33 protein-coding genes are annotated in these 21,039 nt (G+C 62.0%); 32 read left to right on the plus strand and 1 reads right to left on the minus strand.

What is annotated here, in order from left to right; genetic code table 11:
- From VQ045_RS14035 to rplQ, 28 genes are all read left to right on the plus strand, one after another.
- A partial coding sequence (locus VQ045_RS14035; RefSeq protein ID WP_331830552.1) for an EF-Tu/IF-2/RF-3 family GTPase occupies positions 1-708 on the plus strand: 708 nt, incomplete at its 5' end.
- A 164-nt stretch (positions 709-872) separates the two neighbouring features.
- On the plus strand, positions 873-1,181 hold the full coding sequence (gene rpsJ / locus VQ045_RS14040; protein ID WP_007066362.1) for a 30S ribosomal protein S10: 309 nt from the start codon (positions 873-875) through the stop codon (positions 1,179-1,181).
- 25 nt (positions 1,182-1,206) lie between these two features.
- Positions 1,207-1,935 (plus strand): 50S ribosomal protein L3, encoded by a 729-nt coding sequence (gene rplC, locus VQ045_RS14045; RefSeq protein WP_327625617.1) that lies wholly within the window; start codon positions 1,207-1,209, stop codon positions 1,933-1,935.
- Positions 1,935-2,555 carry a 50S ribosomal protein L4 gene (gene rplD / locus VQ045_RS14050; RefSeq protein ID WP_327648133.1) on the plus strand — a complete coding sequence of 207 codons (621 nt, stop codon included), beginning with the start codon at positions 1,935-1,937 and terminating at the stop codon, positions 2,553-2,555. Before rplC ends, rplD begins: the two co-directional genes overlap by 1 nt.
- Complete coding sequence (locus VQ045_RS14055) at positions 2,552-2,845, plus strand: 50S ribosomal protein L23 (protein ID WP_253965826.1); 294 nt, start codon at positions 2,552-2,554, stop codon at positions 2,843-2,845. Before rplD ends, VQ045_RS14055 begins: the two co-directional genes overlap by 4 nt.
- 23 nt (positions 2,846-2,868) lie before the next feature.
- Positions 2,869-3,705: a 50S ribosomal protein L2 gene (rplB, locus tag VQ045_RS14060; RefSeq protein WP_327625615.1), complete on the plus strand. Its 837-nt coding sequence runs from the start codon at positions 2,869-2,871 to the stop codon at positions 3,703-3,705.
- 12 nt (positions 3,706-3,717) lie between these two features.
- On the plus strand, positions 3,718-3,996 hold the full coding sequence (rpsS, locus tag VQ045_RS14065; protein ID WP_206453998.1) for a 30S ribosomal protein S19: 279 nt from the start codon (positions 3,718-3,720) through the stop codon (positions 3,994-3,996).
- Between the two features lie 2 nt (positions 3,997-3,998).
- A complete protein-coding gene (gene rplV, locus VQ045_RS14070) occupies positions 3,999-4,388 on the plus strand; it encodes a 50S ribosomal protein L22 (protein ID WP_327625613.1) in 390 nt (129 codons plus the stop codon).
- Entirely contained in the window at positions 4,388-5,092 is a 705-nt protein-coding gene (gene rpsC, locus VQ045_RS14075) for a 30S ribosomal protein S3 (RefSeq protein ID WP_327648134.1), read from the plus strand. Before rplV ends, rpsC begins: the two co-directional genes overlap by 1 nt.
- A 26-nt stretch (positions 5,093-5,118) precedes the next feature.
- Positions 5,119-5,532 (plus strand): 50S ribosomal protein L16, encoded by a 414-nt coding sequence (gene rplP, locus VQ045_RS14080; RefSeq protein WP_206454001.1) that lies wholly within the window; start codon positions 5,119-5,121, stop codon positions 5,530-5,532.
- Between the two features lie 12 nt (positions 5,533-5,544).
- Entirely contained in the window at positions 5,545-5,745 is a 201-nt protein-coding gene (gene rpmC / locus VQ045_RS14085; protein WP_206454002.1) for a 50S ribosomal protein L29, read from the plus strand.
- Positions 5,746-5,755: 10 nt separating this feature from the next.
- Entirely contained in the window at positions 5,756-6,004 is a 249-nt protein-coding gene (gene rpsQ, locus VQ045_RS14090; protein WP_206454003.1) for a 30S ribosomal protein S17, read from the plus strand.
- 62 nt (positions 6,005-6,066) lie between these two features.
- Positions 6,067-6,435 (plus strand): 50S ribosomal protein L14, encoded by a 369-nt coding sequence (rplN, locus tag VQ045_RS14095; protein WP_206454004.1) that lies wholly within the window; start codon positions 6,067-6,069, stop codon positions 6,433-6,435.
- Positions 6,436-6,449: 14 nt separating this feature from the next.
- Positions 6,450-6,764, plus strand: coding sequence for a 50S ribosomal protein L24 (rplX, locus tag VQ045_RS14100; protein ID WP_206454005.1), 315 nt, complete (start codon positions 6,450-6,452; stop codon positions 6,762-6,764).
- Entirely contained in the window at positions 6,757-7,320 is a 564-nt protein-coding gene (gene rplE, locus VQ045_RS14105; RefSeq protein ID WP_331830553.1) for a 50S ribosomal protein L5, read from the plus strand. The genes rplX and rplE overlap by 8 nt, the downstream gene beginning before the upstream one ends.
- A 25-nt stretch (positions 7,321-7,345) precedes the next feature.
- Complete coding sequence (rpsN, locus tag VQ045_RS14110; protein ID WP_327625611.1) at positions 7,346-7,651, plus strand: 30S ribosomal protein S14; 306 nt, start codon at positions 7,346-7,348, stop codon at positions 7,649-7,651.
- A gap of 12 nt (positions 7,652-7,663) precedes the next feature.
- A complete protein-coding gene (gene rpsH / locus VQ045_RS14115) occupies positions 7,664-8,062 on the plus strand; it encodes a 30S ribosomal protein S8 (protein ID WP_206454008.1) in 399 nt (132 codons plus the stop codon).
- A 41-nt stretch (positions 8,063-8,103) separates the two neighbouring features.
- Positions 8,104-8,637, plus strand: a complete 534-nt coding sequence (rplF, locus tag VQ045_RS14120) for a 50S ribosomal protein L6 (protein WP_327625610.1) — start codon at positions 8,104-8,106, stop codon at positions 8,635-8,637.
- An 8-nt stretch (positions 8,638-8,645) separates the two neighbouring features.
- Complete coding sequence (gene rplR, locus VQ045_RS14125; protein WP_327625609.1) at positions 8,646-9,008, plus strand: 50S ribosomal protein L18; 363 nt, start codon at positions 8,646-8,648, stop codon at positions 9,006-9,008.
- 116 nt (positions 9,009-9,124) lie between these two features.
- Complete coding sequence (gene rpsE, locus VQ045_RS14130; RefSeq protein ID WP_327625608.1) at positions 9,125-9,679, plus strand: 30S ribosomal protein S5; 555 nt, start codon at positions 9,125-9,127, stop codon at positions 9,677-9,679.
- Positions 9,680-9,734: 55 nt separating this feature from the next.
- Positions 9,735-9,938 (plus strand): 50S ribosomal protein L30, encoded by a 204-nt coding sequence (gene rpmD, locus VQ045_RS14135; protein ID WP_327625607.1) that lies wholly within the window; start codon positions 9,735-9,737, stop codon positions 9,936-9,938.
- A 114-nt stretch (positions 9,939-10,052) separates the two neighbouring features.
- Positions 10,053-10,520 (plus strand): 50S ribosomal protein L15, encoded by a 468-nt coding sequence (rplO, locus tag VQ045_RS14140; protein ID WP_327625606.1) that lies wholly within the window; start codon positions 10,053-10,055, stop codon positions 10,518-10,520.
- Positions 10,521-10,664: 144 nt separating this feature from the next.
- Positions 10,665-12,008, plus strand: a complete 1,344-nt coding sequence (gene secY / locus VQ045_RS14145; protein ID WP_327648138.1) for a preprotein translocase subunit SecY — start codon at positions 10,665-10,667, stop codon at positions 12,006-12,008.
- A complete protein-coding gene (locus VQ045_RS14150; protein WP_331830554.1) occupies positions 12,005-12,694 on the plus strand; it encodes an adenylate kinase in 690 nt (229 codons plus the stop codon). Before secY ends, VQ045_RS14150 begins: the two co-directional genes overlap by 4 nt.
- Before the next feature lie 159 nt (positions 12,695-12,853).
- Entirely contained in the window at positions 12,854-13,222 is a 369-nt protein-coding gene (gene rpsM / locus VQ045_RS14155) for a 30S ribosomal protein S13 (protein ID WP_206454016.1), read from the plus strand.
- Positions 13,223-13,306: 84 nt separating this feature from the next.
- The gene (gene rpsK, locus VQ045_RS14160; RefSeq protein ID WP_327625603.1) at positions 13,307-13,696 is read left to right on the plus strand and encodes a 30S ribosomal protein S11; all 390 of its coding nucleotides are present in this window, start codon (positions 13,307-13,309) and stop codon (positions 13,694-13,696) included.
- A gap of 118 nt (positions 13,697-13,814) precedes the next feature.
- The gene (locus tag VQ045_RS14165; protein WP_327625602.1) at positions 13,815-14,846 is read left to right on the plus strand and encodes a DNA-directed RNA polymerase subunit alpha; all 1,032 of its coding nucleotides are present in this window, start codon (positions 13,815-13,817) and stop codon (positions 14,844-14,846) included.
- Positions 14,847-14,989: 143 nt separating this feature from the next.
- Positions 14,990-15,415: a 50S ribosomal protein L17 gene (gene rplQ / locus VQ045_RS14170; protein WP_327625601.1), complete on the plus strand. Its 426-nt coding sequence runs from the start codon at positions 14,990-14,992 to the stop codon at positions 15,413-15,415.
- Positions 15,416-15,591: 176 nt separating this feature from the next.
- On the opposite strand, the gene VQ045_RS14175 is transcribed toward rplQ, so the two are convergent.
- Positions 15,592-17,427, minus strand: a complete 1,836-nt coding sequence (locus VQ045_RS14175; RefSeq protein WP_331830555.1) for a putative bifunctional diguanylate cyclase/phosphodiesterase — start codon at positions 17,425-17,427, stop codon at positions 15,592-15,594.
- Between the two features lie 178 nt (positions 17,428-17,605).
- On the opposite strand from VQ045_RS14175, the gene VQ045_RS14180 reads away from it, so the two are divergent.
- The 4 genes from VQ045_RS14180 to frr all read left to right on the plus strand — a co-directional run bounded on the left by VQ045_RS14180 (position 17,606) and on the right by frr (position 20,946).
- Positions 17,606-18,625: an SDR family oxidoreductase gene (locus VQ045_RS14180; protein WP_331830556.1), complete on the plus strand. Its 1,020-nt coding sequence runs from the start codon at positions 17,606-17,608 to the stop codon at positions 18,623-18,625.
- Positions 18,626-18,914: 289 nt separating this feature from the next.
- Positions 18,915-19,046 carry a hypothetical protein gene (locus VQ045_RS14185; protein ID WP_327625598.1) on the plus strand — a complete coding sequence of 44 codons (132 nt, stop codon included), beginning with the start codon at positions 18,915-18,917 and terminating at the stop codon, positions 19,044-19,046.
- A gap of 581 nt (positions 19,047-19,627) precedes the next feature.
- Positions 19,628-20,347, plus strand: a complete 720-nt coding sequence (gene pyrH / locus VQ045_RS14190; RefSeq protein WP_331830557.1) for a UMP kinase — start codon at positions 19,628-19,630, stop codon at positions 20,345-20,347.
- A 41-nt stretch (positions 20,348-20,388) separates the two neighbouring features.
- Complete coding sequence (frr, locus tag VQ045_RS14195; RefSeq protein ID WP_327625596.1) at positions 20,389-20,946, plus strand: ribosome recycling factor; 558 nt, start codon at positions 20,389-20,391, stop codon at positions 20,944-20,946.
- Positions 20,947-21,039 lie beyond the last annotated feature (93 nt).

Genomic DNA, 21,039 nt, shown 5'->3' on the forward strand with positions numbered 1-21,039 from the left:
GAGTTCCCGGGCGACGACATCCCGATCGTGAAGGGTTCGGCGCTGGCGGCGCTGGAGGATTCCAACAAGGAGATCGGCGAGGACGCGGTGCGGGCGCTGATGGCGGAAGTCGACAGGTATATTCCGACGCCGGCGCGTCCGATCGACCAGCCGTTCCTGATGCCGATCGAGGACGTGTTCTCGATTTCGGGTCGCGGCACGGTGGTGACGGGGCGTGTCGAGCGCGGCATCGTGAAGGTTGGCGAGGAAGTCGAGATCGTCGGCATCCGCGACACCAAGAAGACGACGGTGACGGGCGTGGAGATGTTCCGCAAGCTTCTGGACCAGGGCCAGGCGGGCGACAACATCGGCGCGCTGATCCGCGGCGTCGACCGCGAGGGCGTCGAGCGCGGCCAGGTTCTGTGCAAGCCGGGTTCGGTGAAGCCGCATACGCGGTTCATGGCCGAGGCGTACATCCTGACCAAGGAGGAGGGCGGTCGCCATACACCGTTCTTCACCAACTACCGGCCGCAGTTCTATTTCCGCACGACGGACGTGACCGGAGTGTGCACGCTTCCCGAGGGCACCGAGATGGTGATGCCGGGCGATAATGTGACGATGGACGTGACGCTGATCGTGCCGATCGCGATGGAAGAGAAGCTGCGCTTCGCCATCCGTGAAGGCGGCCGCACCGTCGGCGCCGGCATCGTCGCCAGCATCGTCGAGTAAGATACGCGACAAGCGGGCGCGTTGCGGCACGATTGAGTGACGCGCCCGGTTCTTTGCCCGAAGGGGCGAGCGGGGCATGCCTCGCGCCACGTTGGCTGCTTTGAGAAGACAAGCGCTCGGAAAGCGCCGCCGCGCCGGTGGTCTCCGACGAGAGGACGAATGAAATGAACGGCCAGAATATCCGTATCCGCCTCAAGGCGTTCGATCACCGGGTTCTCGATGCGTCGACCCGGGAGATCGTGTCGACCGCCAAGCGTACCGGCGCGAACGTGCGGGGTCCGATCCCGCTGCCGACGCGGATCGAAAAGTTCACCGTCAACCGCTCGCCGCACATCGACAAGAAGTCGCGCGAGCAGTTCGAAATGCGCACCCACAAGCGGCTCCTCGACATTGTCGATCCGACGCCGCAGACGGTCGACGCGCTCATGAAACTCGACCTCGCCGCTGGCGTAGATGTCGAGATCAAGCTCTGATCCGAGCACGGGAAGGATAACGCCCATGCGTTCAGGTGTGATAGCCCAGAAGGTCGGCATGACCCGCGTCTACAATGACGTCGGCGAGCATGTTCCGGTTACCGTTCTGAAGGTCGAAAACCTCCAGGTCGTCGCTCAGCGGACCAAGGAAAAGAACGGCTACACCGCCGTTCAGGTCGGCGCTGGCCTCGCCAAGGTCAAGAATACGACGAAGCCTATGCGTGGCGTGTTCGCCCAGGCTTCGGTCGAGCCGAAGCGCAAGCTCGTCGAGTTTCGCGTTTCGGACGACAACATGATCGACGTCGGCGCCGAGATTACGGCCGAGCATTTCGTTCCGGGGCAGATGGTCGACGTGACCGGAACCTCGATCGGTAAGGGTTTTGCCGGCGCGATGAAGCGTCATAATTTCGGCGGACTGCGCGCCACCCACGGCGTCTCGGTCTCGCACCGTTCGCATGGTTCGACCGGTCAGCGTCAGGATCCGGGCAAGGTCTTCAAGAACAAGAAGATGGCCGGGCACATGGGACAGGTTCGCGTCACCACGCAGAATCTCGAAGTGGTGCGCACCGATCTCGACAAGGGCCTGATCCTGATCCGAGGCGCGGTTCCGGGTTCGAAGGGCGGCTGGATCGAAATTCGCGATGCCGTCAAGGCTTCGCTGCCCGACAACGCGCCGAAGCCGGCCGCGCTGCGTTCGGCCGCCAACGATGGCGCCGCCGCGGAAACCGCGGACGCTTCCGAGGGAGCGGAATAATGGACATTACGATCAAGAGCCTCGATGGCAAGGACGCTGGCACGGTTACGCTGGCGGACGAGATATTCGGTCTCGAGCCACGCGAGGACATCCTGCAGCGGATGGTTCGCTGGCAGTTGGCCAAGCGCCAGCAGGGTACGCATCAGACGCTCGGACGCGCGGACATCGCGCGCACCGGTGCCAAGCTGTATCGCCAGAAGGGCACGGGCCGGGCTCGTCACGGCTCGGCGCGCGCGCCGCAGTTCCGCGGCGGCGGCAAGGCCCATGGCCCGACCTCGCGCAGCCATGCTCATGACCTTCCCAAGAAGGTCCGGGCGCTGGCACTTAAGCATGCGCTTTCGGCCAAGGCGAAATCGGGCGGCCTCATCGTCGTCGACGAGCTGAAGTCGTCGGAAGCCAAGACCAAGGCGATGATCAAGAGCTTCGCCGGTCTCGGCCTTTCCAACGCACTGATCATCGGCGGCGCCGAGCTGGACACGAATTTCTCGCGCTCGGCCCGCAACATTCCGAATATCGACGTGCTGCCGATCCAGGGCATCAACGTCTACGACATTCTCCGCCGCCAGACGCTGGTTCTGTCTAAGGCTGCGGTCGAGGCTCTGGAGGAGCGGTTCAAGTGAGCGATCTTCGCCATTACGACGTCATCACGAGCCCGGTGATCACCGAGAAGTCGACGCTTCTTTCGGAATCCAACCAGGTTGTCTTCAACGTGCCGCGCACCGCGACCAAGCCGGACATCAAGGCGGCTGTCGAGGCGCTGTTCGGGGTGAAGGTCACCGCCGTCAACACGCTGGTCCGCAAGGGCAAGGTCAAGCGCTTCCGTGGCCGTATCGGCCGCCAGAGCGATCAGAAAAAAGCCGTCGTGACGCTGGCCGAAGGCCAGTCCATCGACGTCTCGACCGGTCTTTGATCGGGACCGGAGGAGCTTAGGCAATGGCACTAAAGAATTTCAAACCGAACACGCCGAGCCAGCGCCAGCTGGTCATCGTCGATCGCTCGGGTCTGTGGAAGGGCAAGCCTGTCAAGCAGCTCACCCAGGGGCTGACTCAAAAGGGCGGACGCAACAACACGGGTCGGGTAACCGCGCGCTATCAAGGTGGTGGTCATAAGCGGACCTACCGCATGATCGACTTCAAGCGCCGCAAGCTCGACATGTGGGCGACGGTCGAGCGGATCGAGTATGATCCAAACCGCACCGCGTTCATCGCGCTGGTCAAGTATGAGGACGGGCAGGTCGCCTACATCCTGGCGCCGCAGCGGCTTGCCGCGGGCGACAAGGTGATTGCTGGGCTCACGGGCGTCGACGTCAAGCCGGGCAACGCGATGCCGCTGTCGGCGATGCCGGTCGGAACCATCGTCCACAATGTCGAGATGAAGCCGGAAAAGGGCGGTCAGATCGCGCGCTCCGCCGGGTCTTACGCTCAGCTCGTCGGCCGCGACTCCGGCCTTGCGATCCTTCGCCTGAATTCGGGCGAGCAACGGCTGGTGCCGTCGTCGTGTTTCGCCACGGTCGGCGCGGTGTCCAACCCGGATCATTCGAACATCAACCTCGGCAAGGCTGGTCGTTCGCGCTGGCTGGGTCGTCGTCCGCATGTCCGCGGTGTCGCCATGAACCCGGTCGACCACCCGCATGGCGGTGGTGAAGGCCGGACATCCGGTGGACGCCATCCGGTATCGCCCTGGGGCAAGCCGACGAAGGGCAAGCGGACCCGCCAGAACAAGGCGACCGACAAGTTCATCATGCGCTCGCGTCATCAGCGTAAGAAGTAAGAGGATTTTTTCATGACACGTTCCGTCTGGAAGGGTCCGTTCGTCGATGGCTACCTTCTCAAGAAAGCCGAGAAGGGGCGCGCGAGCGGCCGCAACGATGTGATCAAGATCTGGAGCCGTCGTTCGACGATCCTGCCGCAGTTCGTCGGCCAGACCTTCGGCGTCTACAATGGGTCCAAGCACATTCCCGTGTCGGTGAACGAGGACATGGTCGGGCACAAGTTCGGCGAGTTCGCTCCAACCCGGACCTATTATGGCCACGGCGCCGACAAGAAGGCGAAGAGGAAATAACGATGGGCAAGGCCAAAGCCGAACGTCGGCTGAAGGATAACGAGGCGAAGGCTGTTGCCCGGACGATCCGTGTCAGCCCGCAGAAGCTCAATCTCGTCGCGCAGCTGATCCGCGGCAAGAAGGTCGGCGCCGCGTTGGCAGACCTGACCTTCTCGCGCAAGCGGATCGCCGAGACGGTAAAGAAGACGCTGGAAAGCGCCATCGCCAACGCCGAGAACAATCATGATCTCGACGTCGATTCGCTGATCGTCGCCGAGGCCTATGTGGGCAAGTCGATCACGATGAAGCGTTTCCATGCCCGCGGTCGCGGTCGGGCGAGCCGGGTCGAGAAGCCGTTCTCGCATCTGACGATCGTCGTGCGCGAGATCGCCGAACTCGAGGAGGCCGCGTAATGGGTCAGAAAATCAATCCGACCGGCTTTCGGCTCGGCATCAACCGCACCTGGGATTCGCGTTGGTTCGCCAACACCGGCGAATATGGCCAGTTGCTCCACGAGGATCTGAAGATCCGCCGCTATCTGCTCGAAGAGCTGAAGCAGGCCGCGATCTCCAAGATTGTCATCGAGCGTCCGCACAAGAAGTGCCGGATCACGATCCATTCGGCGCGTCCGGGCATCGTCATCGGCAAGAAGGGCGCGGACATCGAGAAGCTTCGCAAGAAGCTCGCCTCGATGACCAACGCCGAGACGCACATCAACATCGTCGAGGTGCGCAAGCCCGAGACGGATGCGACCCTGGTCGCGCAGTCGATCGCCCAGCAGCTGGAGCGCCGCGTGGCGTTCCGCCGCGCCATGAAGCGCGCCGTCCAGTCGGCGATGCGCCTCGGCGCCGAGGGCATCCGCATCAATTGCGGTGGCCGTCTCGGTGGCGCGGAAATCGCGCGGACGGAGTGGTATCGCGAAGGCCGTGTGCCGTTGCACACGCTGCGCGCCGACATCGACTATGGCACCGCCGAGGCGAAGACTGCCTATGGCATTTGCGGCGTCAAGGTCTGGATCTTCAAGGGCGAGATTCTCGAGCACGATCCAATGGCGTCCGAACGCCGGCAGATCGAGGGCGACAGTCAAGGTGGCGGTCGTCGCCGCGAACACGCCTGAGCGTTCAGAATTCGGAGTGAACTAAGATGCTGCAGCCAAAGCGCACTAAGTACCGGAAGGCGTTCAAGGGACGCATTCATGGTACCGCAAAGGGCGGAACCGGCCTCAACTTCGGTGCCTTCGGCCTGAAGGCGATGGAACCGGAGCGGGTGACCGCTCGCCAGATCGAGGCGGCTCGCCGCGCGATCACCCGACAGATGAAGCGCCAGGGGCGCGTGTGGATCCGGATTTTCCCGGATCTGCCGGTGACCTCGAAGCCTACTGAAGTCCGCATGGGTAAGGGTAAGGGCTCCGTCGACTATTGGGCGGCGCGCGTTCATCCTGGCCGCGTGGTCTTCGAGATCGACGGGGTCGATGAAGTGACTGCCCGCGAGGCGCTTCGCCTCGGTGCGGCAAAGCTGCCGATCCGCACGCGCTTTATCCAGCGCATTGCCGAGTAAGGAGAGTTTGAAGTGAAAGCTTCCGACGTCAAAGCGATGACCCAGGACGAACTCACCGATGAGCTCGGCAAGCTGAAGAAGGAGCAGTTCAATCTGCGCTTCCAGCGTGCCACGGGTCAGCTCGAGAATACCGCCCGCGTGCGCCAGGTGCGCCGCGATATCGCGCGCATCAAGACGATTTCTCGCCATAAGGCGGGCGAGGCCAAGGCCTGAGGACGGAACTATGCCGAAACGCATCCTGCAGGGGACAGTGGTCTCCGATAAGAACGAAAAGACGGTGGTCGTGCTGGTGGAGCGTCGCTTCACCCATCCGCTGTTCAAAAAGACCGTGCGCCGGTCGAAGAAGTACAAGGCGCACGACGAGAACAACCAGTGCAAGGTCGGCGATATGGTCTCCATCGAGGAGACCCGGCCGATCTCGAAGGACAAGAGCTGGATCGTCGTTTCGAACGGCGTGGCAGCAGCCAGTTGATGGATTGGCCGGGACAGTGCGGTTCGGCACGTCCCGGCAGCAAGTTTTGAAGGCGGCCTGACATGATTCAGATGCAAACAAACCTCGACGTCGCGGATAATTCCGGCGCCCGTCGTGTCATGTGCATCAAGGTGCTGGGCGGCTCGAAGCGGAAATATGCCTCGGTGGGCGACATCATTGTCGTTTCCGTCAAGGAGGCCATTCCGCGCGGCCGCGTGAAAAAGGGCGACGTGATGAAGGCCGTGGTGGTGCGTACCGCCAAGGACATCCGCCGCGCCGATGGCTCGGTCATCCGGTTCGACCGGAACGCCGCCGTCATTATCGACAACAAGAAAGAGCCGCTTGGCACGCGTATCTTCGGACCGGTTCCGCGCGAGCTTCGCGCCAAGAGCCACATGAAGATCGTCTCCCTGGCCCCCGAAGTTCTTTAAGAGGAGAGCGGACGATGCAGAAGATCCGCAAGGGCGACAATGTCGTCGTGCTCGCCGGCAAGGACAAGGGCCGGTCGGGTGAAGTGATTCAGATGATGCCGAAAGAGGGGCGGGCACTGGTGCGCGGGGTCAATATGATCAAGCGCCATCAACGCCAGTCCGCTTCCCAGGAAGCCGGCATCATCACCAAGGAAGCCCCGATCCAATTGTCGAACATCGCGGTCGCCGACCCGAAGGACGGCAAGGCGACGCGCGTGGGCTTCAAGACCCTCGACGACGGCACCAAGGTGCGTGTCGCGAAGCGCTCGGGAGAGCAGATCAATGGCTGATACGGAAACCGCTTACGTGCCGCGTCTCAAGCGCGTCTATCGCGAAGAGGTCCGCAAGGCGATGCAGGAAGAGTTCTCGTACAAGAACGAGATGCAGATTCCCCGCGTCGACAAGATCGTGATCAATATGGGCGTCGGCGAAGCCACCGCCGATTCCAAGAAGCCGACGGTGGCGGCCGAGGACCTGGCAAGGATCGCCGGCCAGAAGCCGATCATCACCCATGCCCGTAACTCGATCGCCGGATTCAAGGTCCGCGAGGGCATGCCGATCGGCGCGAAGGTCACGCTTCGCAAGGATAAAATGTACGAGTTCATGGATCGGCTGGTCCAGATCGCGCTGCCGCGCGTTCGTGATTTTCGCGGCCTGAACCCGAAGAGCTTTGACGGTCGCGGCAATTTCGCGATGGGCGTCAAGGAGCACATCGTGTTCCCCGAGATCAACTATGACAAGGTCGATCAGATGTGGGGCATGGACATCATCGTCTGTACGACGGCGAAGACCGACGAGGAAGCCCGAGCGCTTTTGAAGGCGTTCAACTTCCCCTTCCGCCAGTAACGGCAGACGAGCAAAGGACGAGACAATGGCCAAAAAGGGCATGATCGAGCAGAACAACCGGCGCATAAAGCTGGTGGCGAAATACGCCGCCAAGCGCGCTGCTCTGAAGGCGATCACCAAGAATGCCGACGCTCCCATGGAGGAGCGTTTTCAGGCGCAGCTCCAGCTCGCGGAACTTCCGCGCAACGGCTCGAAGGTACGTATCCGCAATCGCTGCGAAGTGACGGGCCGTCCGCGCGCCTATTATCGCAAGCTGAAGATGAGCCGCATCGCGCTCCGGGAACTTGGCAATAATGGCCAGATCCCCGGTATCGTGAAGTCGAGCTGGTAAGGAGGTAGCGACATGTCACTGTCTGATCCGCTCGGCGATATGCTGACCCGCATCCGTAACGCGATCATGCGCAACAAGACGACGGTTTCCACGCCGGCGTCGAAACTGCGCGGTCGAGTCCTCGATGTCCTGAAGGACGAGGGCTACATTCGCGGCTACACCCAGACCGAATTCGAGAACGGCAAGTCCGACTTCGAAATCGAGTTGAAATATTACGACAATGGCCCGGTCATTCGCGAGATCGCTCGCGTTTCCAAGCCCGGTCGTCGGGTCTACGTTTCGGCGAAGACCATCCCGCAGGTCGCCAATGGTCTCGGCATCTCCGTCCTTTCGACTCCGAAGGGCGTTATGGCCGATCACAGCGCCCGCGAACAGAATGTCGGCGGCGAGGTGCTCTGTCGCGTCTTCTGACGCGGCAGCCTCGACCCGCAACGAACGGACAGGGTATCGAAATGTCTCGTATTGGTAAGAAGCCGGTCGCCGTGCCCGAGGGCGTCACCGCCTCCGTTGAGGGGCAGACGGTCAAGGCTAAGGGACCGAAGGGCGAACTGTCCTTCGTCGTCAATGAAGAAGTGCTGGTCAAGATGGAGGACGGCGCTGTGGCCGTCGATCCGCGCGACAATTCCAAGGATGCGCGCTCCAAATGGGGCATGTCGCGGACAATGATCGCGAACATCCTCAATGGCGTGAAGACGGGCTTCGAAAAGAAGCTCGAAATCAACGGTGTTGGCTATCGCGCGTCGCTTCAGGGCAAGAATCTCCAGTTGGCTCTGGGCTTTTCGCACGACGTGCTCTATCCGGTGCCGGAAGGCATCCAGATTGTCGTGCCCAAGCCGACGGAAATCGTCATCTCGGGTATCGACCGGCAGCAGGTCGGCCAGGTCGCGGCTGAAATCCGCGGCTATCGCGGCCCAGAGCCCTACAAGGGCAAGGGCGTGAAATACGCGAACGAGACGATCGTTCGCAAAGAAGGCAAGAAGAAGTAGGGCTCGTTATGGCTACCTTGAAGGCAAACCTGCGACGCCGGGCTTCGCGCATCCGCCGCTCGCTGAAGAAGGTGGCGAACGGTCGTCCGCGACTGTCCGTCCACCGCTCTTCGAAGAACATCTACGCGCAGATCATCGACGACGCGGCGGGCCGTACGCTCGCTTCGGCCTCGACGCTCGAGCCGTCGCTGCGGTCGGAACTGAAGACCGGCGCCGACACCGCCGCGGCTGCTGCCGTCGGCAAGCTTGTCGCCGACCGCGCGAAGGAAGCCGGGGTGAGCGATGTCGTGTTCGATCGCGGCTCGTTCGTCTATCATGGCCGCGTGAAGGCGCTGGCCGAGTCGGCGCGCGAGGGCGGTCTCAACTTCTGAGGCCTGCTCGGTTCGCCCGGACGTTTTCGTTGGGGCGGATCGTATGACCGTTCGGCGGCCGCTTAATGCGGCCGTCTTTTCAAAAGACGCCTCCGGAAAAGAATAAGGAACAGGATATGGCGCCTCGTAACGACAGACGTGACGACCGCGATGACGGTTTCGTCGACAAGCTCGTCCACATCAACCGCGTCGCCAAGGTGGTGAAGGGCGGCCGCAGATTCGGTTTTGCCGCGCTCGTCGTCGTCGGCGATCTGAAGGGCCGCGTCGGCTTCGGCCACGGCAAGGCGCGCGAAGTGCCGGAAGCGATCCGCAAGGCGACGGAAGCCGCCAAGCGCGATCTGATCTTCGTGCCGCTGCGCGATGGCCGGACGCTGCATCATGACGTCACCGGTCGCCACGGCGCCGGCAAGGTCATTCTGCGCGCCGCCGAGGCCGGTACCGGCATCATCGCCGGTGGTCCGATGCGCGCCGTCTTTGAGGCGGTCGGCATGCATGACGTTGTCGCCAAGTCGCTGGGATCGTCGAACCCCTACAACATGGTTCGCGCCACCTTCGACGGGCTCCGGAACGCCACCCATCCCAAGGATGTCGCGTCGCGTCGGGGTATCAAATATTCGACCCTTCAGGCCCGCCGCCGGGAAGTCATCGGCGCTCAGGCGGCCGAAGATTGATTGGAAGCGAGAACCTCCTTCGAGGTTCTCGCGCTTTGACTGAAGGAGCCAATCGATGGCCGAAAAGAAATCCGCAGGGTCCACGGTCACGGTCGAGCAGACCGGCAGCCCGGTCCGCCGCCCTGGTGCTCAGCGCCAGACGCTGGTCGGTCTTGGCTTGAACAAGATGCACCGTCGCCGCACGCTGGAGGATACTCCCGCGGTGCGCGGCATGATCGCCAAGGTCGCTCACCTCGTGCGTGTGGTCGAAGAGGCTTGACGAGCGCCGCGGAGCGACGAGCTTCGCGCGAGCGACGAGCCAAATCCCTTTGCCAGAACCTCGACCGCACGCATCGCATCGCGTTGCCGGGATCGAAGTTCCAGGAGAAACAAAATGAAACTTAACGAGATTTCCGACAAGGACGGCGCCACCCACTTGCGCCAGCGCGTCGGTCGTGGAATCGGCTCGGGACGCGGCAAGACCGGTGGTCGAGGCGTCAAGGGTCAGAAGTCCCGGTCCGGCGTCGCCATCAACGGGTTCGAAGGCGGTCAGATGCCGCTCTTCCGGCGCCTGCCGAAGCGTGGCTTCACGAATATTTTTGCCAAGAGCTTCAACGTGGTCTCAGTTGGCCGCATCCAGCAGGCGATCGACGCCGGCAAGCTGGACGCCAAGGGCATGATCGATCTCGCCGCGTTGAAGGCGGCGGGCGTGGTGCGCCGTTCCAAGGACGGCATCCGCCTCCTGGGCGACGGCGATCTCTCGGCGAAGGTTTCGATCACGGTCAACGGTGCGTCGAAGTCGGCGGTTGAAAAGGTCGAGAAAGCGGGCGGTTCGGTGACGACGGCGGGTGCGGGGGCTTAATCGCCCTTCTTGCACACGCCTTCCTCGCCGTTTATCTCTCGTGCTTCCTCGGGGGGAGAGATTTGCTCTCCCCGCTCGAGTGAAGCGGACCGCGCGTGACCGTCTTTCTGCTGACCCGCGGGACAACCCGGAGACAAGTTCGACATGGCATCGGCTGCGGAACAACTCGCCGCTAACTTGAACTTCTCGGCCTTCGCCAAGGCCGAGGATCTCAAGAAGCGCATCTGGTTCACTCTTGGCGCACTGCTTGTTTATCGCCTCGGGACCTATATACCGATGCCGGGCATCAATCCGGACGCGTTGGCGCAGGCGTTTCAGCAGCAGTCGACCGGCATTTTGGGCATGTTCAACATGTTCTCCGGCGGTGCGGTCGGGCGAATGGCGATCTTTGCCCTCGGCATCATGCCGTATATCTCCGCCTCGATCATCATTCAGCTGATGACGTCGGTCATTCCGTCGTTGGAGCAGCTGAAGAAGGAAGGCGAGCAGGGCCGCAAGATCATCAACCAGTACACGCGCTACGGCACGGTGCTGTTGGCGACCGTGCAGGCGTATGGCATCGCCGTCGGGTTGCAGACGCAGCCGGGGATCGTCGTCGACCCTGGCACATTCTTTCAGATTTCCGCGGTCATTACGCTGGTCGGCGGCACCATGTTCCTGATGTGGCTCGGTGAGCAGATCACCGCGCGCGGCATCGGCAACGGTATTTCGCTGATCATCTTCGCCGGAATCGTCGCCAATCTCCCGTCCGCGATCGCCAACCTGTTGGAGCTCGGCCGGACCGGGGCGCTGTCGACGGCGATCATTCTCCTCGTGATCCTGGTCGCGGTGGTATCGATCGCCGTGATCGTGTTTTTCGAGCGGGCGCAGCGCCGGCTTTTGATTCAGTATCCGAAGCGCCAGGTCGGCAACCGCATGTTCCAGGGCGACACGTCGCACCTGCCATTGAAACTGAACACTGCAGGCGTCATTCCGCCGATCTTCGCGTCGTCGCTGCTGCTGCTGCCGGTGACGATGGCGAATTTTTCCGACACGTCGGCTCTGCCGGGCTGGGCGACGACCATCATCGCGTCCCTCGGCAACGGACAGCCGCTGCACATGTTTCTCTATGGCAGCTTGATCGCGTTCTTCGCCTTCTTCTATACGGCGGTCGTCTTCAATCCGAAGGACACGGCCGACAATCTGAAGAAGCATGGCGGTTTCGTCCCAGGCATTCGGCCGGGTGAGCGAACGGCGGAGTATATCGACTACGTGCTGACGCGTATCACGGTGGTGGGAGCGATCTATCTCGTTCTTATCTGTCTCTTGCCGGAATTCCTGATTTCGGCCGTGGGGGTGCCGTTTTATCTGGGCGGTACGTCGCTGCTGATTGTGGTTAGCGTGACGATGGATACGGTCGCTCAGGTGCAGGGGCATCTTCTGGCGCACCAGTACGAGGGCCTCGTCAAGAAGTCGAAGCTCAGAGGTGGGAGACGGGGAGCCAGATGAGACTCATACTGCTCGGGCCACCGGGAGCCGGGAAGGGCACCCAGGCACAGAGGTTGATCGAGCGGCACGGGATTCCGCAGCTTTCGACCGGGGACATGTTGCGGGCGGCCGTCACCGCCCAGAGTGAAATCGGCCTGAAGGCGAAGGCCGTCATGGATGCCGGGAATCTGGTGTCGGACGATATCGTCAATGCGATCGTGTCCGAACGGATCGATCAGGACGACTGCGCCGAGGGGTTCATCCTCGACGGATATCCGCGCACGCTGAATCAGGCGGATGCGGTCGAGGCGATGCTCGAGAACAAGGGGTTCGGGCTCGACCACGTCATCGAAATCAAGGTCGATGACGACATTCTGGTGCGGCGGGTTTCGGGGCGTTTTTCCTGTGCCAACTGCGGCGCGGTCTATCACGACGAAGATAGGCAGCCGAAGGTCGCTGGGGTCTGCGACGTTTGCGGGTCGACCGAGTTCAAGCGCCGTCCGGACGACAACGCGGAAACTATGCGGACCCGCCTTCGCTCCTATTACAGAGATACCTCGCCGCTCGTCGGCTACTATCACTGCAAAGGTACTCTGCGCGGGGTCGACGGCATGCAGCCGATCGATGTCGTGACCGCGAGCATCGAAACCGTTCTCAGCGCCGAACCCGCATCAGGCGGGTATCGCGCTGGACAAGCGGGCGGTTGACTTGTCAAGCCCCGTTGCTCTATAGCCTGCGCCTATTCGCGAATCCTTTGCGATCGGCGCAGGCCTTCGTTCGAGGGCCAGCTTCGGTCGTTTTCGGCCGTAGGGCTCTCATCTTGCATGAGACGGGCTCCCTGCCCATCTAAATCTAGGAGTATCGACGTGGCCCGTATCGCTGGCGTCAACATCCCGAGCAACAAGCGCGTCGTCATCGCGCTGCAGTACATCCATGGCATCGGTTCGACCTTCGCCAAGGAGATCGTGCAGAAGGTCAATCTCGGCGATGAGCGCCGGGTCAATGATCTGACCGACGGTGAAGTGCTGCAGATTCGCGAGATCATCGACCGCGACTATCAGGTCGAGGGCGATCTGCGCCGCGAGACGGCGATGAACATCAAGCGTCTGATGGACCTCGGCTGCTATCGCGGCCTGCGGCATCGTCGCAGCCTGCCGGTTCGCGGTCAGCGGACCCATACCAACGCCCGTACCCGCAAGGGTCCCGCGAAGGCGATCGCAGGCAAGAAGAAGTAATTTTTACACGGCGCGCCCTCTGGGCGCGCTGTTGGTGTAGCCGCCGGCATTACGGCGGTGTGGATATCAAACAGGACTTATTAAATGGCCAAGGAAGCACAACGCGTTCGTCGCCGCGAGCGCAAGAACATCATTTCGGGCGTCGCCCATGTGAGTTCGACCTTCAACAACACGCTGATCACGATCACCGACGCGCAGGGCAACGCGATTGCCTGGTCGTCGGCTGGCGCTCAGGGCTTCAAGGGCTCGCGCAAGTCGACGCCGTTCGCCGCGCAGGTTGCCGCGGAAGACGCTGCCAAGAAGGCGCAGGAGCACGGCATGCGGACCCTCGAGGTCGAGGTGTGCGGACCAGGTTCCGGGCGCGAGTCCGCGTTGCGCGCACTGCAGGCAGCCGGCTTCACGATCACGTCGATTCGGGACGTGACGCCGATCCCGCATAACGGCGTGCGTCCGCGCAAGAAGCGCCGCGTTTGATGCTTTCCGCCGCGTCCTTTTAGGGGGCGGCGTGCGGCCGACAGGAGGGGTTTCACCCTCCGTTATCAGACCTATCGCCACGATTGGATGGTGGCGAGGAAACTGAAAGGCATCCGTCATGATTGCTAGCAACTGGCAAGACCTTACCAAGCCCAACCAGGTGGTGTTCAAGAGCGGCGGCAGCCGTGTCAAGGCATCGCTGACGGCAGAGCCGCTTGAGCGCGGCTTCGGGCTTACCCTCGGCAACGCGCTGCGCCGCGTCCTGCTCTCGTCGCTCCAGGGAGCGGCGATCACCGCGGTCCAGATCGACGGCGTATTGCACGAGTTTTCGTCGATCCCGGGCGTGCGGGAGGATGTCACGGACATCGTCCTCAACATCAAGGAAATCTGCATCGGTATGCAGGGCGAGGGACCGAAGCGCATGGTCGTGCGCAAGCAGGGCCCTGGCGTCGTACGCGCTGGCGACATCCAGACGGTAGGCGATATCGAGGTTCTCAATCCCGAGCATGAGATCTGCACCCTCGACGAGGGCGCGGAAATCCGCATGGAATTTACGGTCAACACCGGCAAGGGTTATGTTCCTGCCGACCAGAATCGGGCGGAAGATGCGCCGATCGGCCTGATCCCGGTCGACTCGCTGTTTTCGCCGGTCAAGAAGGTGTCCTACAAGGTCGAGGCCACCCGCGAGGGGCAGGACCTCAACAAGGACAAGCTGACCATGCAGATCGAGACCGACGGCTCGATCACCGGTGAGGACGCGGTGGCCTATGCCGCGCGCATTCTCCAGGATCAGCTGTCTGTCTTCGTCAACTTCGAAGAGCCGCAGCGTGACCAGCGCGGCGCGGCCGGGGCCGCCGAGGAGCAGATGGCCGAACTGGCCTTCAATCCGGCGCTGCTGAAGAAGGTCGACGAGTTGGAGCTTTCGGTTCGCTCGGCCAATTGCCTGAAGAACGACAACATCGTCTATATCGGCGATTTGATCCAGAAGACCGAAGCGGAGATGTTGCGGACGCCGAATTTCGGCCGCAAGTCGCTGAACGAGATCAAGGAAGTGCTCGCCTCGATGGGGCTGCATCTCGGCATGGAAGTCACCGATTGGCCGCCGGAGAACATCGACGATCTCGCCAAGCGTTACGAAGACCAGTACTAGGACGACGCGCGCCCGGCCGCTGTCGCGGCCGGGCGCCACTGCAATGATTCAAAGGAACGGCGGCCTGTCGCATCGACGGCAGGGACGCAAAGATCCCGACCTCCGGCGCCAAGGCGTCGGCATATTTCTCTGAGGAAAACCCCATGCGTCACGCCAAGCGCGGCCGGAAACTCAACCGTACCGCCAGTCACCGTAAAGCGATGTTCGCCAACATGTCGGCGTCGCTGATCATGCACGAGCAGATCGTCACAACCCTGCCGAAGGCAAAGGAACTGCGCCCGATCATCGAGAAGATGATTACGCTGGGCAAGCGCGGCGATCTTCATGCCCGTCGCCAGGCGCTGTCGAAGGTCCGCGACGGCTCCGTCATCGCCAAGCTGTTCGATACGCTGGCGACCCGCTATGCTGATCGCAACGGCGGCTATACCCGCGTTCTCAAGGCCGGTTTCCGCCGCGGCGACAACGCTCCGCTGGCGGTTATCGAGTTCGTCGATCGCGATCCCGAGGCTCGCGGCGCGATCGATCGTGAGCGGATCGAGGCCGAAGGCGAGCAGGAAGACGCCGCCTGATCCTCGGATCGACGCCATGACAGAATGACGAAGGGGCCCGCGTGGCCCCTTTTTCGTGCGTGGCGTCGGCCGCATTTCGCGACTTGCCGATCAGGTACTTCAAGCAGCAACGTATAGTCGTGTGACGCGGGTTCCGACGGCAGATGGCTTTGGCGGGTTGGGCGGCCGTTGTCATATCACGCCGGCGATTGACCCTCGTGGTCACGTTGTGCCCTCTGCTGCAAGAGAGCCGTCGTGCGTGCAGCGTCGGCAGGCCGAGCGAAATGGAACCCTTGGCCGAGGCGGCATCCGAGCTCCGAGAGCCGTTTCGCCTGAGTAGCACACTCGATTCCCTCGGCGACTGTCCTCATGCCCAGCTTAGCGGAGATATCGATCAGAGCTTCGACGATGACACGGCTGGGGGCGTCGGTCAGGAGGCGGTCGATGAAACTCTTGTCGATCTTGATGACGTCCACCGGGAAACTGAGAAGGTGGGTCAGCGAGGCGAAACCGGTGCCGAAGTCGTCGAGGGCGACAAGCATCCCCTTGTCTCTAAGACGTGTCACCGCTCTCGCGACATCGTGGTTAGGGCCGTCCATGAAAACCGTTTCGGTCACTTCCAAGACCAGATGCTGCAACGAAACCTGTTGGGCATCGAAGGCGGCGCAGATGGTTTGATCGAGGTTTCTGTGCCGAAAATCGGACATCGCGAGGTTCACGCCGACATGCTGGAAGGGGATGCCGTCGTCGAGCCACGTCCGGATATCGGCCGCGACCTGAGACAGCATTTGGTTGGTCAGTCGGTCGGCGACGTGGGGATCGGTGAACGCGTCCGCGAATTCGCCGGCAGACGCGATGCGGCCATCCTTGGTTCGCAGCCGCGCCAAGGCCTCGAGACCGACGATCTGCTCGGTGTCCAGCCGCACGATGGGCTGATAGTAAGTCACGATCCGGTGCTCGGTAAGGGCGAGGGCGATCTCGCGAATGGTTTCAGTTCGTCGCATGACCGAGGTTCGTAGCCCCGGTTCAAACGCCACGTAACCGCCTCGGTGGGTTTCCTTGGCATGCAAGAGGGCGAAATCGGCGTTCTGATGTAGGAGATCGGGGCTGTCCCCATCCATTTCTCGGACGACGCCGCCAATGGTCACCTGAGGTGCAATCGTGTTGCCGCGGCATTGAAACGGGTCGTGCATGGCGTCCAAAATGCGCGAAGCGAAATCGCGCAACTCGGCGTGATCGGCAATGTCGTCGGCGAGGACTGCAAACTCATCGCCGCCAATCCGGAAGGTCGAGGCCGAGATCGACGCCACCCGCTCCAATCGGGCTGCAACCTCTCGAAGGACTTGGTCGCCGACGACATGCCCCATTGTGTGATTGATCGTCTTGAGGTGTTCGATCTCGACGAGGAGCAGGGCGAAAGATCTGGGCTCATCGGCCACCTTGCTCTCGATGACGGCATTGAAGCGGCGGCGGTTCTGCAGGTTCGTCAGTTGATCGTAACGTCTCAGCTGTTGATTTCTCTGCTGCAGGTGCCACCGATCGATTCCGATCCTCAAGAGACGAACGCAGGTTTCGGCGACCATCCGCTCCTGTCGGGATGGGCTGCGCTCGGTGTGAAAGTACATTGTGAAAAGAGCGACAAGCTGGCCCGTGGGCGCTTTGACAGCGCTTGACCATGATGCCGCCCAGCCGCTGGGCAACGCCAGCTCGGATGGGGGCCGCGGCCTGACGTTCGTCGTTTCCTCGGGATCGCGTGCCGGATTGCCGCCGGTGACGAACTCGGTTCGGTCTAACCAGTCGTCGGGTAGACGAGCAAGGAGGTCCCGATATTGTGTCGGAAGCGAGGGACCCGCATTCGAACGCAGGCGTTGTTTCTCGTTTACGGCTATGATCGAGCACGCAATGTCGGGTGTGAGCGCCTCAACCCGACGGCAGAGGAGAGTAAGGACTGCTTCGAACTCCCCGGCCGCAGCCATGGCGTCCAGAATTTCGATCTGTAGCCCATGCAAGGTCCAGCTCGGATCCGCGGTCATGAGAGGGGACACTCCTAAGTCAGTGAGGCATACTATTAGGTCGAATTTGTTGCAGTTCCTTCTTTTTCGCGGCGACAATTTTCCCGATTTCTCGAAGATCCGCATGTCGCTGCTTTTAGTTGTAATTTGAAACCATAATTTTTCGCAAGTTTTTTCACGGCTCCAAGGCGGAAAACGCATGTCCGATCTCGTGCTTCTCACCGGCATTTCCGGTTTCATTGCCAAGCAGGTCGCCCTGGAGTTGCTGGCGGCGGGCTATCGGGTGAGGGGGACCGTGCGCTCCGCTGGCAAGGCCGCGTTCGTCCGGGACACGCTGGAAAAGGCCGGAAGGGCTGTCGACCGGCTGGAATTCGTCGACGCGGATCTGACCCAAGATAACGGCTGGGATGCCGCTGTGGCCGGATGCCGCTTCGTCGTGCATACGGCCTCGCCGTTTCCCGCGAGGCAATCCAAGGATAGATATGCGTTGGTGCCAATCGCCAGGGGCGGGACGCTCCGTGTCGTCGAGGCCGCTTCCAGGGCGGGCGTCGAGCGAATTGTTCTGACCTCCTCGGTGGCAGCGATCTATTACGGCCACGGCGCAAAGCGAGGGGCGCACTATTCGGAAGCGGACTGGTCCAATGTCGAAAGTTCGGACATTTCCGATTATGCGGTCTCGAAGACGGAAGCCGAAAGGGCGGCCTGGAAGGCCGTCGAGGCGGGCGGCCCGGAACTCGCCGTCGTCAACCCCGCCTTCGTACTCGGTCCGCTGCTCGATCGGGAGACGGGCACCTCGGCGGACCTGATTCGGACGATGCTCATGGGGCGGCTCCCGGCCGTGCCGGACATCACCTTCGGCATCGTCGATGTTCGCGACGTCGCCCGCGCTCATCTCCAGGCCATGACCGTACCCAATGCGGCGGGACGACGGTTCATTCTGTGCGGCGGCTCATTGTCGATGATGGAGATCGGTCAGGCGATCGCGCTCGCCGACCCGTCCGCCGGCAGCCGGATGCCCAAGCTGGTGCTGCCGGATTTTCTGGTGCGCACGATCGCCGTCTTCGCCGCACAAGCCCGCGCGGCCGTGCCCGAACTCGGGCGCCGGAAAACTCTCGCGACGAAGGCCGCCGAACAAACGCTCGGAATCGATTTCCGCCCACCGGGTGAGGCCATCGCCGCCATGGTTCGGAGCCTAAAGCAACTTGGCCTCGCGAGATGAAACGCCGGTTCGGAGGTGGGCAAATTCCGGTCGCAGTCATTAACCATGCGATGGCCGAATTTTGGAACTGTGGCGCAATTGCCATCGAAAGCCCCGCAAACCCGTGCGATAGGGGGGCCGGCCGCTATGCGGAAGAAAATTCGTCGAAACCGAGGCAACCAATCGCGGCTTGGAGACTTTTGTTTCCAAGACTGTGGGCGACCCACGCGAATGTAGCAAAATTTACGCGGAAGAAACTAGTTCGATGAATGATGCAATCACCATGAACAACTCCTCGGGACGGCCTTCCATGCGCAGAACCCTGCTGACGCTTCTGGGCGCGACTGCTGCCTTCGGTATTCTGACGGCCAGCTATGCCACCGCGGAACTTCCCGAGCAGGCTCCTGCGGCGACGGTTATCGGCACTGTGGATCTTCGCTAGAATTGCTCTTTTCGATGCTCTGAATTGATAAAAAGCGGCCTTGTCGAGGCCCACCAGAGTGCTGACAGACCCCGCTGATTTTCGGCGGGGTTTTTGTTTGAGCGGCGCAGTCTGTCCGATAAGGTTCGCAAGGCAGCGCCGGTTGGGCGTGTCGGCTCAGCTCATACGGGGCCGGCGTTGCGGTGAGCGCCATCGCGATCTTCTCCATGTTCTGGGCGGCGGCCGGGGGGAGGCACCAGCTGGAGACGCACCATGGAGCCGCCGCTCCTTCGAGACCGGCGAAGCGCCCCCATCTCGATCGCTGATTGCTCGTGGGCCGGTTTCTTCAATACAGCCAAGCCATCAAAAACCCCCGGCTAGTGCCAGGGGTTTCTCAGCAGTCTGGCGGGCGGCCGCTTCACAAGGGGGCGCCCTTATTGTATCGCATCCTCGAATTGGCGCGCCCGCATCATGGGGCCGCCACGATTTCCATGAGCCTTGCCGGTTGGCGGCGAGGCGTCTCCCGTACTCGTTCCGGCGAGGCCCGGCGCGTCTTCATCGCTGCGCCTTCAGGTTCTCCGCGGACGCAAGCAAGGTGATCGATGACAACCGAAGTCCGGTATCGGCGGGTTCTTCTTAAGGTCTCCGGTGAAGCGCTGATGGGTTCCCAAGGCTTTGGAATCGACGTCGCCGTGGCCGATCGCATCGCCGCCGACATCGCCGAAGCGCGCGCCTTAGGCGTCGAGATTTCCATCGTCATCGGCGGCGGCAACATTTTCCGTGGCGTTGCGGTGGCCTCGAAGGGCGGCGACCGGGTGACGGGCGATCACATGGGCATGCTGGGTACCGTCATCAACGCCCTGGCGCTCAGGACCTCGCTCATCAAGATGGGTGTCGAGACGATCGTCCTGTCCGCCATCGCCATGCCCGAAATTTGCGAAAGTTTCTCCCAGCGAACCGCGCTGGCGCATCAGGCCGCGGGCCACGTGGTCATCTTCGCCGGCGGCACCGGCAATCCGTTCTTCACCACTGATTCCGCTGGCGCCCTGCGTGCCGCGGAAATGGGCGCGAACGCTTTGTTCAAGGCTACGCAAGTCGATGGTATCTACTCCGCCGACCCCAAGCACGACCCCGACGCCGTACGCTACGACCGGCTGACCCATGACGCCGTCCTGCAAAAAGGTCTGGCCGTCATGGACGTTGCCGCGGTTGCGCTGGCGCGCGAAAATCATATTCCGATCGTCGTCTTCTCCATCCACGAGAAAGGCGAATTCGCCAGGATTCTGTTGGGCGGCGGCCGCGCGACGATCGTCACGGACTGAGTTTCGTTTACGCCCGCATAGCCGAGAAAGAGGAAAGCAAGATGGCCGACATGGATTTCAACGAACTGCAGCGCCGCATGGATGGCGCCGTCGCCAGCTTGAAGAGCGATCTCGGCGGCCTTCGGACGGGTCGCGCTTCGCCGAGCCTGCTCGATCCGATCAGCGTCGAGGCTTACGGTTCGCAGATGCCGATCAATCAGGTTGCCAACATTTCCGTCCCCGAGCCGCGCATGATCAGTGTGTCGGTGTGGGACAAGCAGATGGTCGGCAAGGTCGAGCGGGCGATCCGTGAGAGCAATCTCGGTCTCAACCCCGTCACCGACGGCACGACGCTCCGTATTCCGTTGCCGGAACTCAACGAGCAGCGGCGCAAGGAGTTGGTCAAGGTCGCCCATCAATATGCCGAAAGCGCCAAGGTTGCGGCCCGCCATGTACGTCGGGACGGCATGGAGGTGTTGAAGAAGATGGAAAAGGATGGCGATATCGGCCAGGACGAAAGCCGGCAGATGTCGGACCGGGTTCAGAAAATGACCGACGACATCATTTCCGATATCGACAAGGTGCTTTCCGGTAAGGAAGCCGAGATCATGCTGGTCTAAGCTCAAGCGATAACGCGCCGAACGACGGGCGCGCGGCGAACCCAACAGGGAAAGGCGGGATCACGGTGCGGCATCTCCAACACGTCGCCATTA

The sequence above is a fragment of the Aurantimonas sp. E1-2-R+4 genome, assembly GCF_036549515.1.
GTDB classification, from domain to species: Bacteria; Pseudomonadota; Alphaproteobacteria; order Rhizobiales; family Rhizobiaceae; genus Aurantimonas; species Aurantimonas coralicida_A.